Annotated in this window: 11 protein-coding genes; 4 read left to right on the top strand and 7 right to left on the bottom strand. The window is 65.2% G+C overall.

Going from position 1 to position 12,876, the window contains the following annotated elements; translation table 11 throughout:
* The first annotated feature begins 63 nt into the window (after positions 1–63).
* Positions 64–489 carry a 3-isopropylmalate dehydratase gene (locus OUY36_RS15655; protein ID WP_267935002.1) on the top strand — a complete coding sequence of 142 codons (426 nt, stop codon included), beginning with the start codon at positions 64–66 and terminating at the stop codon, positions 487–489.
* Between the two features lie 34 nt (positions 490–523).
* Here the strand turns inward: OUY36_RS15655 and OUY36_RS15650 are convergent, their stop codons facing one another.
* The gene (locus OUY36_RS15650) at positions 524–874 is read right to left on the bottom strand and encodes a DUF6746 family protein (RefSeq protein WP_102839943.1); all 351 of its coding nucleotides are present in this window, start codon (positions 872–874) and stop codon (positions 524–526) included.
* Between the two features lie 493 nt (positions 875–1,367).
* On the opposite strand from OUY36_RS15650, the gene OUY36_RS15645 reads away from it, so the two are divergent.
* Both OUY36_RS15645 and OUY36_RS15640 read left to right on the top strand, forming a co-directional pair.
* The gene (locus OUY36_RS15645) at positions 1,368–2,987 is read left to right on the top strand and encodes a methyl-accepting chemotaxis protein (protein ID WP_102839944.1); all 1,620 of its coding nucleotides are present in this window, start codon (positions 1,368–1,370) and stop codon (positions 2,985–2,987) included.
* Positions 2,988–3,106: 119 nt separating this feature from the next.
* The gene (locus OUY36_RS15640) at positions 3,107–4,120 is read left to right on the top strand and encodes an alpha/beta fold hydrolase (RefSeq protein ID WP_267934999.1); all 1,014 of its coding nucleotides are present in this window, start codon (positions 3,107–3,109) and stop codon (positions 4,118–4,120) included.
* Positions 4,121–4,126: 6 nt separating this feature from the next.
* Here the strand turns inward: OUY36_RS15640 and OUY36_RS15635 are convergent, their stop codons facing one another.
* Both OUY36_RS15635 and OUY36_RS15630 read right to left on the bottom strand, forming a co-directional pair.
* The gene (locus OUY36_RS15635) at positions 4,127–5,074 is read right to left on the bottom strand and encodes an alpha/beta hydrolase (RefSeq protein WP_267934997.1); all 948 of its coding nucleotides are present in this window, start codon (positions 5,072–5,074) and stop codon (positions 4,127–4,129) included.
* A 127-nt stretch (positions 5,075–5,201) separates the two neighbouring features.
* Positions 5,202–6,428, bottom strand: coding sequence for an MFS transporter (locus OUY36_RS15630; protein ID WP_230725523.1), 1,227 nt, complete (start codon positions 6,426–6,428; stop codon positions 5,202–5,204).
* Between the two features lie 348 nt (positions 6,429–6,776).
* On the opposite strand from OUY36_RS15630, the gene OUY36_RS15625 reads away from it, so the two are divergent.
* Positions 6,777–8,798 carry a methyl-accepting chemotaxis protein gene (locus OUY36_RS15625; RefSeq protein WP_267934995.1) on the top strand — a complete coding sequence of 674 codons (2,022 nt, stop codon included), beginning with the start codon at positions 6,777–6,779 and terminating at the stop codon, positions 8,796–8,798.
* 96 nt (positions 8,799–8,894) lie between these two features.
* Here the strand turns inward: OUY36_RS15625 and OUY36_RS15620 are convergent, their stop codons facing one another.
* The 4 genes from OUY36_RS15620 to OUY36_RS15605 all read right to left on the bottom strand — a co-directional run bounded on the left by OUY36_RS15620 (position 8,895) and on the right by OUY36_RS15605 (position 12,804).
* The gene (locus tag OUY36_RS15620; protein ID WP_267934993.1) at positions 8,895–9,575 is read right to left on the bottom strand and encodes a transmembrane anchor protein; all 681 of its coding nucleotides are present in this window, start codon (positions 9,573–9,575) and stop codon (positions 8,895–8,897) included.
* A gap of 12 nt (positions 9,576–9,587) precedes the next feature.
* Entirely contained in the window at positions 9,588–10,319 is a 732-nt protein-coding gene (locus OUY36_RS15615) for a HupE/UreJ family protein (RefSeq protein WP_267934991.1), read from the bottom strand.
* 58 nt (positions 10,320–10,377) lie between these two features.
* Positions 10,378–10,716, bottom strand: coding sequence for a hypothetical protein (locus OUY36_RS15610; protein WP_267934989.1), 339 nt, complete (start codon positions 10,714–10,716; stop codon positions 10,378–10,380).
* A gap of 240 nt (positions 10,717–10,956) precedes the next feature.
* The gene (locus OUY36_RS15605) at positions 10,957–12,804 is read right to left on the bottom strand and encodes an SLC13 family permease (protein ID WP_267934987.1); all 1,848 of its coding nucleotides are present in this window, start codon (positions 12,802–12,804) and stop codon (positions 10,957–10,959) included.
* Positions 12,805–12,876: the final 72 nt, after the last annotated feature.

Raw genomic sequence — 12,876 nt, 5'->3', positions numbered from 1 at the left:
TCCGCCGCTCTGGCATGCTCGATCGTCCGGCTCGCCGCTTCGTCTTCCGAACAAGGAGTTCACATGCGCCCGTTGCTTGTCTTCACCGCACTGCTTTCGCTGGTCGGCTGCTCGTCCTGGCAGCCCGACGCCGAGGACATCGAGCCGGTACCGGCCGAGCGGGTACTGGCCTACCAGCAGCCGCTGGAAAACGCCGGCGAGGTGGTGGTGACGCGGGACTTCGGCCTGCGTGGTGGCGGTTGCTACATCGCCGTGCTGATCGATCGCCAGCTGGCGGCTCGCATTCATGTCGGTGAGATGGTGCGCTTCCAGGTGCCGGCCGGTGCGCGGATCGTCAGCATCGGCACCGATCCGCTGGATGACACCCTGTGCGGCAAGCTCAGCCTGCGCCGCGAGAAGCTGGCGCAGGTGCAGGCGGGGGAGGTGCTGGAATACCGCGTCATCAGCGACAACCGCATCGGCTTCGATATCGTGCCGGTCGAGCGCTGATCGCCCGGCGTAACGGGCGACGGAATGAGCTCGGTTACTTGATCACCGTCCGCGCGGTCTTCAGGTAGTCCGCGCCGTAGCTCTTCAGGTCGTCGGCATTCTCGGCTTCCGAGGCGATGTGGATCTCTTCCAGCGTGTCGTTCAGGCCATCCATTTCCTCGACGATCTTTTCCAGGGCCGCTTTCAACGTGTAGGTCAGCTCGTGGATGTGCGCCATGTTTTCCGGCGTCTGGCCCTGCGCCAGAGCCTGTTCGAGGCGCGAGTTGTAGTCGGAGAAATTCTTCACCGCTTCGGCCAGGTTGCGCGACGGCTGTGCGTCGGCCAGCACATGGCCGGTGGCGAGAGTGGTCAGCGCCAGGGCGGCGGTCCGGATGAGCGTTTTCACGAAAGATCCCTTGCTGGAAAAATGTCGGGCGCGAAGGTATCACCTGCTCATCCGGACGATGTGTGGCAGCGCACAGTCTGCGCTGCGCCATTAGTCGCATGCGCCTGCTGATTCGCTGGCGGTGCGGTCGCGCGGACTTCTGTCCTGCTGATGCCACGGCGATTTGGGAAAAGACCGAGGCGGCCGACCACGGGCGCGAAAGTTCCGCTTGTCGTGACACGCCGGCCGCTCTGGCATGCCTATTGCGACGATCTTTTCGCTAAAGCCGGGAAGTCCTCGGCCGATAGCAGTTCGCTTGCTGGCATATGGCCTTGATGGCCGCCGGCACCTGCGGGGGCTCAACAACAATTCGCCACGCATCTGCTCCGTCTCTTGGATACGCGTCCTGCAACAGGACCATGCGGCACGGCCTGTCGTCTGGCCTGCCGATTCGAACCTCATGCCTTTGCCAATTGCCGATCCATCGGACGGCACGCCATATGGAAAAGAACGAATGATGCAGCAACTGACTATCCGAGCCCGCCTGCTGATGCTGGTCGGGGCCATGCTCGCGGCCTGCCTGGTCATCGGCCTGACCGGGCTGAACGCGCAGCAGCGCAGCGTCGCCGGTCTCAACACCGTGTACCTGGATCGCGTGGTGCCGCTGCGCGATCTCAAGCTCATCGCCGATCTGTACGCGGTGAAGATCGTCGATACCACGCACAAGACCCGCAGTGGCATGCTCAGCTACCCGCAGGCACGGGACGAGGTGCGCAGCGCGCGTGCAGAGATCAGCCGCCTGTGGAGCGCCTACATGAACACTCGGCTGGTCGATGCCGAGCGGCAGATTGCCTCGCGTATCGAGACGCTGATGAAGGCTGCGGACGAGCCGCTCGATGCTCTCGAGCGTACGTTGGACCGCCACAGTGAGAAACGCCTGGCGGCATTCGTCATCAACGACCTGTACCCGTTGATCGACCCTATCTCCGAAGGCTTCAACCAGCTGATCGAACTGCAGCTCGGCGAGGCCAAGGCCGAGTATGAGCAGGCGCAGGCGCTTTATCAGCGCAATCGCCTGCTAAATATCGGCCTGTTGCTGGCGCTGCTGGTAGGTGGTGGACTGTTCGCGACGGTCATGCTGCGCAGCATCAGCCGGCCACTGGATGAGCTGAAGCAGGCGGCGGCCTCGGTGGCCGCGGGCGATCTGAGCCGCGCCATCGAGTGCCGCGGGCGTGACGAAATCACCGAGGTGCAGCGGTCGATCCGCCAGATGCAGCAGACCCTGCGCGATACGCTGCAGGACATCCAGGGCTCGGCGACTCAACTGGCATCAGCCGCCGAGGAGCTGCACGCGGTCACCCAGCACACCGCCCAGGGCATCCATCAGCAGAACGAGGAAGTGCAGATGGCTGCCACTGCGGTCACCGAGATGTCCGCGGCGGTCGACGAAGTGGCCGGCAACGCCAATCGCACCTCCGATGCCTCGCGCGATGCCGAGTCAGTCGCCGACGACGGACGCCGGCAGGTCACCGCCACGCGGCAGACCATCGACCAGTTGAGTGACAAGCTGCAGCAGACCGCAGCGACCGTGACCCATCTGGCCGAAGAGGCGGCGAGCATCGGGCAGGTGGTGGATGTGATTCGTGCGATCGCCGACCAGACCAACCTGCTCGCACTCAACGCTGCCATCGAGGCGGCGCGGGCCGGAGAGGCCGGACGCGGATTCGCGGTGGTCGCCGACGAGGTGCGCAACCTCGCCCAGCGCACGCAGAGCTCGACCCAGGAGATCGAACGCATGATCGGCGCCATTCAGGGTGCTACTGAGGAGTCGGTGCGCGACATGCAGCAGAGCAGCGAGTTTGCCGCGCGCAGCCAGCGTATGGCGGGTGAGGCCGACCAGGCGCTGGGGCTGATCGCCGAGCGGGTCGGGCAGATCAACGAGATGAACCTGGTGATCGCCAGTGCCGCCGAGGAGCAGGCGCAGGTCGCGCGCGAGGTGGACCGCAACCTGGTGGCCATCCGCGACATCTCCGAACAGAGCGCCACCGGCGCGCAGCAGACCTCGGTGGCCAGCGACGAGCTGGCGCGCCTGGCGACGCAGCTCAACCAGCTGGTCGGGCGCTTCCGTCTGTAAGCGAAGAGATGGGCTGACGCGGTCGGGACATGCATTGTCGCAATCCGACCGCGAACCCGGCTGCACGAATGCATTCCTATGTACGGAGTTTCCCGATTCGTACCGAACAGGAGTCGCGCGTGAAAACAGCCGTGTCCGCCATGGCGCTTGCCGCCGGTCTAACCCTGAGCCTGCCGCTGCTGGCCGAAAGCCGAACCGCATACGGCCCGCAGCTGGAAGGCTTCAGCTATCCGCACCCGCTCAAGCACTACCGTTTCGAGTCCCAAGGCAAGGCGCTGGAAATGGCCTTCATGGACGTCGAGCCGCAGGGCAAGGCGAACGGCCGCACGGCGCTGTTGCTGCATGGCAAGAACTTCTGCGGGGCGACCTGGGAGCGCACCATCGAGGTGCTCAGCCAGGCCGGTTACCGGGTGATCGCTCCCGATCAGGTCGGTTTCTGCAGCTCGAGCAAGCCCGAGGGTTACCAGTTCAGCTTCGCCCAGCTGGCGCACAACACCCAGGCGCTGTTGGAGCAGGAAGACATCGAGCAGGTCACAGTAATCGGCCATTCCATGGGCGGCATGCTGGCCGCGCGACTGGCACTGAACTACCCACAGCGAGTCGAGCAGCTGGTGCTGGTCAACCCCATTGGTCTGGAAGACTGGCAGGTTGAAGGCGTGCCGTACGCCTCGATCGATCAGCTCTACCAGTCGGAACTGAAGACCGACTTCGACAGCATCAAGGCCTACCAGCAGAAGTTCTACTACAACGGCAGCTGGAAGCCGGAGTACAACCGTTGGGTCGGCATGCTCGCCGGAATGTATGCCGGGGACGGCAAGGAACAGGTCGCCTGGAACCAGGCACAGACCTCGGAAATGGTTTTCACCCAGCCGGTGATCCATGAGTTTTCGCGGATCAGGACGCCGACCTTGCTGCTGATCGGCGGGCTGGATCGCACCGCACCGGGCGCCAACCGTGCGCCGGAGGATGTCGCCAAGCGCCTGGGCAACTATCCCGAGCTGGGTCGCCAGGCTGCCGCGATGATTCCGGATGCGACGCTGGTGGCCTTCCCTGATCTTGGGCATTCACCGCAGGTCGAGGCACCAGAAGAATTCCACCGTGCGCTGCTCGAGAGGCTGGAGGCGCAGCGCTAATACGTGTCAGCCGCGCTCCGCTGCTTTCACCAGGGGCGGCTGCGCGGCACCCAGGCGTTGCCCGCCCGATTCCAGCAGCGCCTGCAGCGCTCGGCCATAGGCGCCGAGCGCCACGCGCAGGCTGTTGTTGTGGGTGGCGCCCTCGACCAGCAGCAATTGCTTGGGCTGGCGCGCAGCCTGATACAGCTGCTCGCTGAAGCGGGGCGGCACATAGCGGTCATCGGTGCCGTGCACCACCAGCAGCGGCATGCCGATCTGATCGATCTTCTCCAGCGAATCGAACTTCTGCGACAGCAGCCAGCGCACCGGCAGCGAGGTGTCGGACACGGCTGTCGCCACGTCGGCCAGCGAGGTGAAGGTCGACTCGATGATCAGCGCGCGTGCCTCGGCCGGTACGCTGTCGCGCTCGGCCTGCTGCCCGAGTTCGGCGGCCAGGTCGACAGCCACCGCGCCGCCGAGGGAATGGCCGTAGATGAAGCGCTTGCTGGCGTCCGGCTGCAATACTTTCAGGCGTTCCCAGCCGATGCGTGCGTCGGCATACACGCTGCGCTCCGACGGCAGGTCGCCAAGGCTCTGGCCAAAGCCGCGGTAGTCGATGGCCAGCACCGAGAAGCCCAGCTTGCGCAGCTGCTCGAGGCGGAACAGATGGCCGGTGAGATTCCAGCGCACGCCGTGCAGGTAGAGCAGCGCCGGTGCGTCGGTGTCGGCCGCCGGCCACCACCAGGCATGGATGTTCTGCTCGTCGCCGAATGCCGAATCGGTCAGCTGCAGCTCCTCGACGCCGCGCGGCAGGCCGCTGAACCAGGACGCGTTGCCCGGCTCGATGCGGAACACCAGCTCGCGCTCCTTCTGTTCGAGCACCGAGCAGCCGACCGGCAGCCCGACGGCGAACAGGGTAATAAGCAACAGGCAAATCCGCCGGGCTTTGCTGCGGAACAGGTAGAAGTGCTGCAAGGTCAGGGTCTCGAAATCAGGAATCGTAGATAGGACCCGCTTGCCGAATGATCTGCAAGGCGGGCCATCGCTTCACTGATTACTGCATGTTGCGCGCCATTGTCCCCACCGGCGGACGGCTACGGCCTCAGGAGCAGCAGGTCGCCGGCCTGGCGCCGGCGTCCTGCACCGCGCGCTCGATCTTCCAGGCCCAGGCGAACACCAGCAGGCCGCCCACAGCCGTGGCGGCGCCGATATAGCCGGTGGAGGTCCAGCCGAAACCGGCGGTGATCGCCAGTCCGCCCAACCACGGGCCAAGGGCGTTGGCGATGTTGAAGGCGGCGTGGTTGGAGGCCGCGGCGAGGGTCTGCGCGTCCGCCGCGACATCCATCAGGTGGGTCTGCAGCGCCGGCGACAGCGAGACCATGGTGCCTACCGCGAATACCGCCGGAAAGATCGTCCACACCGAGTGCGCGGCCAGCGGGAACATCAGCAGCACCAGTGCGCTCCACAGCAGCAGCCAGGCGACGGCCTTGAAACGCAGCTTGTCGAACAGCCAGCCGCCGACCAGATTGCCGACGATGCCGCCCAGACCGAAGGCGGCGAGGGCGAAGGGAATCCAGCCGGCGCTGACACCAGTGACTTCGAGCAGCGTTGGCGCCATGTAGCTGAATACGCAGAACATGCCGGCGAAGCCGATCGAGCTGATCGCCAGGGCCAGCCAGACCTGCGGCCGGTTGAACGCACGGATCTCATGCAGCGGGCTGTTTCGCGGCTCGTCGCGGTTGAGCGGCAGGAACAGCGCCACCAGAAGTACCGTCAGCAGGGCGATGGCGCCGACCAGGGCGAAGGCGTAGCGCCAGCTCAGCCATTGGCCGAGCCAGGTGGCCAGTGGGTTGCCGATCAGGATCGCCACGGTCAGGCCCATCAGCACCCGCGCCACGGCCTGGGCGCGCTTGTCCGGCGGCACCATGGAGGCTGCCACCAGCATTGCCACGCCGAAATAGGCCCCGTGAGGCAGGCCGGTGACGAAGCGGGCGATCATCAGCGTCGCGTAGTCCGGTGCCAGGGCGCTGGCGAAGTTGCCCAGGGCGAAGAAGCCCATCAGCAACAGCAGCAGGTGTAGGCGGTACAGCCGCGAGCCGAGGATCGCCAGCAGCGGCGCACCCACCACCACGCCCAGCGCATAAGTGCTGATCACGTTACCCACCTGGGGTTCGCTGATGCCCAGCCCCGCTGCGACGTTGGGCATCAGGCCCATGATGGCGAACTCGCCGGTGCCGATGGCGAAGCCGCCCATGGCCAGCGCCAGTTCGATCAGCAGTACGGCACGGGCGGACAGGGGCGGAGTCGCTGCGGTGGCTGGCGCCGTCATGGTTACCTCGTTGCGTCGAAAAGGGGCGGCATTATTCACGCCTGCGGGCGCAGGTAAAGCTCTACCGCCGAAGAAGGAGATGCCCAGGGTGGTGGGATTGCATCCGCGCGCCGGAGTTCGCCAAGGGCACGGTGCGCCAGTCGGAGAATCGACGCGTAACTCCGGACGTTCTGCTGGCGCCTTGAATCTGACGATGATCTTGATTCTGGTCAGGGTGACCGCCAGGTCGGCTCAGTATTTTGCGAACCAGCTCCAGAAAATCATGTGGCCGGCAGAGGCTCCAGCACCTGGAGCGACACGACGTCGAACGGCTTCGTGCAGTGCCTCGTACCGCCCAGGAACCTCCCCATGAAACTCCTCTTCTCGCCTGCCGAGCTGCTGATGAATCGGCTCAGTTATCCAGTCAAGTTCGGTGTGATCGGCCTGCTTGTGTTTCTTGCCTTCGCCAGTCTGATGCTGACCATTGCCGGTCAGCTGAATCGCACCATCGAGCGTGCGGAAAGCGAGCTGGTGGCGTCCTCGCTGGCACGACCATTGTCCCGCCTGATCGAGCTGACCCAGCAGCACCGCGGCGTCTCGTCGATGCTGCTGGGCGGCAACGCCACCGTGGCTGGGCGTCGCGATGCGCTGCAGACCAGCGTCGCGACTGCCTTGGCGGAAATGGAGCGGGCGCTCGCCGAAGACAAGCGCACGCTGCGCGAGTGGCAAGACATCGGCCGCCGCTGGGATGAGATCAAGCGCGCCGGCCTGAACTGGACCCAGGTCGAGAATTTTCAGGCGCATACCGCGCTGATCGGCGAGCTGCTGACATTCCAGACGCTACTTTCGGATGCCTACGGCCTGACCTTCGATCCGGAGCCGCAGACCTACTACCTGATGACCACGGCAGTGAACCGCATGCCGTTTCTGGTCGAGTATCTGGGCCGTTTGCGCGGCAGTGCCTCGGCGGTGCTGGCCAAGGGTGAGATGAGCGATCAGCAACGTACCGCATTGATCGTCCTGACCGAGGAGATCAGGTCGGCGACTGCGGACATGGAACGCAGCATCGCCAAGGTCATCGCCCAGCGGCCTGAACTCCAGGGGCAACTGAGCCGTGCAGTCGCCACCATGCACGAGCGCGGTGAAGCGATCGATGCGGTGGTGCAGGCCATGGTCATGCGTGGAGATTTCACCAGCACCTCATCGGCGCAGTTCTTCGACATGGCGACCGACGCGATCAACATCGGCTACGCACAGATGCGCGACGTCCTGCTGCCCAGCCTGGACAGCCTGCTGCAGCAGCGGATCGACGATGCCCGGCTGATGCTTCATGGCAATCTGGCCGTCCTGCTGGTGGTACTGGCGGTGATCGGCTATCTCTCGATCGGTGCCTACCTGTCGGTGATGACCAGCATCCGCAGTTTGCGCGAAGGCAGTGAACGACTCGCCGCAGGGGATCTCACGGCACACATCGACCTGGCTGCACGCGATGAATTGCGCTACGTGGCCGGCAGCTTCAACGACATGGCCGAGGCCATGCGCCGGCTGATCGGCAGCATCAAGGACAATTCCGATCACGTCGCCGACTCGGCGCGCAGCCTGGTCACTGCCTCGGGGCAGATTCATGTGGCCTCGCAGTGCCAGAGTGATGCGGCCTCGAGCATGGCGGCAGCAGTAGAGCAGATGACCGTGGGCATCGAGAGCATCGCGCGCAACGCCGGTGAAGCCGATGCTCTGGCCCATCGCTCCGGCGAACTGTCGCGCCAGGGTGGCGAGATCGTGGCCGCGGTGGTCGAGGAGATCAGCCAGATCGCCGTCTCGGTGAGCGATTCGGCGCGCACGGTGGCCGAACTGGGCGAGCGCTCCGGACAGATATCCGCGATCGTCGGGGTGATCGGCGACATCGCCGCGCAGACCAACCTGCTGGCGCTGAACGCGGCGATTGAAGCCGCCCGTGCCGGCGACCAGGGCCGCGGCTTCGCCGTGGTGGCCGACGAGGTGCGCAAGCTGGCCGAACGCACTGCCAACTCCACCAAGGAAATCGCGCAGATGGTGGCGGCCATCCAGCAGGGCACCGAGGGCGCGGTGCAGGGCATGGAGCAGGGTGTGACCAAGGTCAACGAGGGCGTCGCCCGGGCCCAGCGTGCCGGCGACGCCATGGGCGGCATTCGCGAAGCGGCCAACCAAGTGCTGTCCACCGTGGCGGAGATTTCCAATGCGTTGCGCGAGCAGAGCGCGGCATCGGCCGAGATCGCCCAGCAAGTCACCACCATCGCCCGCATGGCCGAGGAAAACGGTGAAGCGGTGGGCAGCAATCACCACACCGCCAGCCGCCTGAGTGACCTGGCCGGTACCCTGCTGGACAACGTCAGCCGCTTCAAGGCAGGTTGAGCACCAGCCCGTTCGACGGCACCGCCGGTGCCGTCGAGGTCTGGGCTGTTACAGCAGCTCCATCCCAAGCGGGCGCATGAGCGCTGAAAAGGAAGCTCACAACACCTGTTCGATGGTGATGTACTCGCCGTCGGTGCGCAGGGTGAGTTTCACCGTTTCATCGGTGCGGTTTCGCCAGAACCAGCCGTGCTTGCCGTCGAAAGCGGCGACCAGCTCACCCTTCTGTTCCGGTGTGTTCTTGCCCTTGCCGTAGCCATGGTAGAAGCCCTTTGGCGCCTTGTAGGGATCGCCGTGGGTGTCATAGTTGAGGCGTCCACCGTTGGCCGTCCAGTGGAAGTTCGCCTTGGCACCTTCCTTCATCTCCAACTTGATCTCGGTGGCCTGGTTGGGCTTCAGGGTCAGATTCACCTCGTGCTGCTGCTTGGCGACTTTCGGCGGTTCCGGTTCGGCAGGCGCAGGTGCTGCGGCCGGGGTTGGCTCGGCCTGAGCGATTGCAGGTTCCTCCTGGGCCGGTTTCACCACCGCAGGTTCCGCCGTTGCTGCGGTGGCCGGTGGCTGCGCTTGTGCTGCGGCCTCCTCTGTCAGGGTGTGTTTCAGCTCGCCCATCTGGGTCAGGCCCAGCAGGCGGCCGGCGCCGGTCGGGTCGATGGCGTACTCGGCGGGCATCACCACGGTTACCAGCAGCACGCCGGCGGCGATCAGGGCGATGATGGTGGAGCGCAGCAGCTGGGCGCTGCTCGGCAGTTCGGTCAGGTCGGGTCGATGGTTGTTGTACATACGAACAATTCCTTACTGGGACACGATCAGGCCGGTGAGCTGGTAACCCATCAAGAGGAAACCGGCGCTCATCATGGCGACGTTGGCGGTGTAGGCGTGGCGCCAGAAACCGGCGCTGCGCCGCCAGTAGCCCATGGCGATCAGGATAGCGCTGAGGGCCAGCAGCTGGCCGATCTCGACGCCGACGTTGAAGGCGATCAGGTTGGGGATCAGGCCATCGGCGGCGATCTGGTAGTCGAGGATCTTGGTGGCCAGGCCGAAGCCGTGGATCAGGCCGAACACCAGGGTGGCCGCGCGGGTATCCGGCTGATAGCCGAACCAGCGCTGGAAGGCGCCCAGGTTGTCGAGCGCCTTGTACACCACCGAGAAGCCGATGATGGCGTCGATTACGTAGGCGCTGACGCTGATCTCCATCAGCACGCCGAGCAGCAGCGTGACCGAGTGGCCGACCGCGAATAGCGTGACGTAGAGCCCCACGTCCTTGAGTCGGTAGAGGAAGAAGATCACCCCGAAGAGGAACAGCAGGTGATCGTAGCCAGTGATCATGTGCTTGGCGCCCATGTAAATGAACGGCAGCAGCATCACGCCGGAGCTTTCCTGGATGAAGCCCTTGTCGCCTTCGGCCACGCCATGGGCGAGTGCGTCGGGCACGAAGAAGAACAGCAGCGTGCCGAATACTGGCAGCAGCGAGTGGCGCAGGCGTGCGTAGAACGCAGCGAGCCCGCGCAGGGATTGCGAATGCATGAAATTGTCCTGAGCTGGTGAGAACAGGTCACCGCAGGTGACCGCCATCAGAGCGAGGCTAGGTGCGAGGAGGGCGCTCGATGCGCGACACCGGGCTTTCCGGTAAGGCAGGGCGCAGCCAGGCAGGCACGCCAGCACGCTCGGGTTGCGCAGACAGGCTCAGCAGCATGGGATGAGGGGTTTCGTGGATGTGCTCCCCGAGCGAGTGCACATGCTGCAACTCGCAAAGGGCGCAGCTGGACACCTGCTCAACCGCATGAACGTGATGATGATCGTGGTTGCGGAATGAATGTTGCGCCGGACTGATCAGCCAAGAGGTCGTATGGCTGCCCCAGCCCATCAGCAGGGCGATGAGCAGTGCGAACACCAGCGAAGTCTTGGAGCGTTGGTTGAACATCGGCGATCTCTGGGACCAGCTGCCACTCGCAATCGTAGAACTGCGCAGTTCCGGCCAGTTAGACGCGATAGCCTGGCGGAGCTAAGAGCAGACCTCCACCGGTGTGGGTCGGAGCGCATTGCCGGCTATACATCTGGCAGTCATCGTCGGATCTGTCTGCCTGTAACGCCATTGCTCTATGGGCGGCATCCCTTCCGCCTTCAGTCGTAGACGTCGGAACGCCGCCGGTTGGTCAGTTGGCTACAGCGGCCAGATCCAGAGGATCGTCGGCACCGCGCAGAGCACCACCAGGATCGACAGCGGCAACCCCAGCCGCCAGTAATCACCGAAGCGGTAACCGCCCGGGGCCATCACCAGGGTGTTGGACTGATGCCCGATGGGCGTCAGGAAGGCACAGGAGGCACCGATCGCCACCGCCATCAGGAAGGGGTCGACCGAGGCGTCCATGCCGCGCGCCAGGCTGATCGCCACTGGCGCGGCGAGCACCGCGGCGGCGGCATTGTTGACCACGTTGGAGATCAGCATCACCGCCACCATCAGCAGCGCCAGCGTCGCTGCTGCTGGCAGTGACTGGCCGACCGACAGCAGGGCGTCGGCGATAAGTTGCGAGCCGCCACTGGTCTCCAGCGCCTGGCCTACCGGCAGCATCGCGGCCACCAGCACGATCACGGGCATGTCGATGCTCTCGTAGATGCGTCCGACGGGAATCAACCCGACCAGGATCATCACCAGCGCGCCGGTGACCAGCGCGGTGGCAGCCGGCAGCAGGCCGAAGGCGATGGTTGCGAGGGTGATGGCGAAGACCGCGCTGGCCAGCAGTACGTTGCGCGGGGTGGTGATACTCAGGCCGCGCGATGCCAGTGGCAGGCAACCCAGGTTGTTGAGAGTCGACTGCAGAGCATCCTCGCGGGTCTGCAGCAGGAGAATGTCGCCCGTGGCGAAGCGGATCTTGCCGAGCCGCTGGCGCAGCCGCTGCCCTTGGCGAGCGACGGCTAGCACGTTGACGCCGTGGCGCTCGCGCAGATCGAGGCCGCTGGCGGTCGTGCCCACCAGTATCGAGCCGGGGGAGATGATGGCTTCGGCCAGCGTCAGCTCGCCGTGTCGGCTCTTGTGGCTCTTGCGTGCTTTCTCTTGCTCGACGATTTGCTCAGTGGCGTCCCGCTCTTCGCGGGCCTCATCGTCATGCTCGTCGACATTGGCGGCCAGTTCGACGCCGGTTACGTCGAGCAGCGCCTTGAGGCTGTCCGAATCCGCTTCCACCAACAGGATGTCGCCCTCGCGCAGCACCTCGTAGGTCGACGGCATGCGCTGGCGCTCGTCGCCGCGGACCAGGGCGATCACCTGAACGTCGGCTTCCTCCTTCACCGCACCGATCAGCGCGTGCAGCGTGCGCCCGGCGTACTTGCAGCCCTCCGGCACGCGCACTTCGGTGAGGTAGGCGCTGATCTCGAAGAGGTCGCCGTTGCCTTCCTGTTCCTGGCGCCGCGGCACCAGGCGCCAGCCGAGCAGGGCAATGAACAGCACGCCGGCGACCGTCACCGCGGCGCCCACCGGCAGGAAGGCGAACATGCCGAAGGGCGACTCGCCGGCCTCGGCGCGGTAGCCGGCGATGATCAGGTTGGGCGGGGTGCCGATTAGCGTCAGGGTGCCGCCGAGCAGCGAACCGAACGCCAGTGGCATCAGCAGATACGACGGTGAGCGCCCGCTCTGGCGTGACATCCAGATCGCCACCGGCATGAACAGCGCCAGCGCGCCGACATTGTTCATGAAGCCCGAGCTGAGCGCGACGATCCCGGTCAGCGCGGCGACCTGTGCCCAGGGCCGATCGCCGACCTGCATCAGCCGCCGCGCCACGCTGTCCACCACGCCGGCATTGAGCAGGCCGCGGCTGAGCACCAATACCGCGGCCACCGAAATCACCGCCGGATGGCCGATACCGGCGAACACCTCGTCCGCCGGCACCACGCCGGTCAGTGCGCAGGCGAGCAGCGCGCCGAGGGCGACCAGGTCGTAGCGCCAACGATTCCAGACGAACAGCACCAGCGTTGCCGCCAGTACGCCAAAGACGATCAGCTGTTCGCCGGTCATGTACTTTTCTCCGAGCCGCCAGGAACCCGCAGCGCGTCGGCGCTGTAGTTCGGGGCGGTAATGCCAGTGGAA

Origin of the sequence: Stutzerimonas sp. R40042, from assembly GCF_026642215.1 — a bacterium.
Classification (GTDB): domain Bacteria; phylum Pseudomonadota; class Gammaproteobacteria; order Pseudomonadales; family Pseudomonadaceae; genus Stutzerimonas; species Stutzerimonas frequens.
Note: the sequence above shows the minus strand (reverse complement) of the source record. Positions and strands in the feature narration are given on the sequence as shown.

Bases quoted from the DNA above. Each gene is read 5' to 3' on its own strand.
- OUY36_RS15655 (WP_267935002.1), top strand. From the start codon at position 64: ATGCGCCCGTTGCTTGTCTTCACCGCACTGCTTTCGCTGGTCGGCTGC.
- OUY36_RS15645 (WP_102839944.1), top strand. From the start codon at position 1,368: ATGATGCAGCAACTGACTATCCGAGCCCGCCTGCTGATGCTGGTCGGG.
- OUY36_RS15630 (WP_230725523.1), bottom strand. From the start codon at position 6,428: ATGACGGCGCCAGCCACCGCAGCGACTCCGCCCCTGTCCGCCCGTGCC.
- OUY36_RS15625 (WP_267934995.1), top strand. From the start codon at position 6,777: ATGAAACTCCTCTTCTCGCCTGCCGAGCTGCTGATGAATCGGCTCAGT.
- OUY36_RS15620 (WP_267934993.1), bottom strand. From the start codon at position 9,575: ATGTACAACAACCATCGACCCGACCTGACCGAACTGCCGAGCAGCGCC.
- OUY36_RS15615 (WP_267934991.1), bottom strand. From the start codon at position 10,319: ATGCATTCGCAATCCCTGCGCGGGCTCGCTGCGTTCTACGCACGCCTG.
- OUY36_RS15610 (WP_267934989.1), bottom strand. From the start codon at position 10,716: ATGTTCAACCAACGCTCCAAGACTTCGCTGGTGTTCGCACTGCTCATC.
- OUY36_RS15605 (WP_267934987.1), bottom strand. From the start codon at position 12,804: ATGACCGGCGAACAGCTGATCGTCTTTGGCGTACTGGCGGCAACGCTG.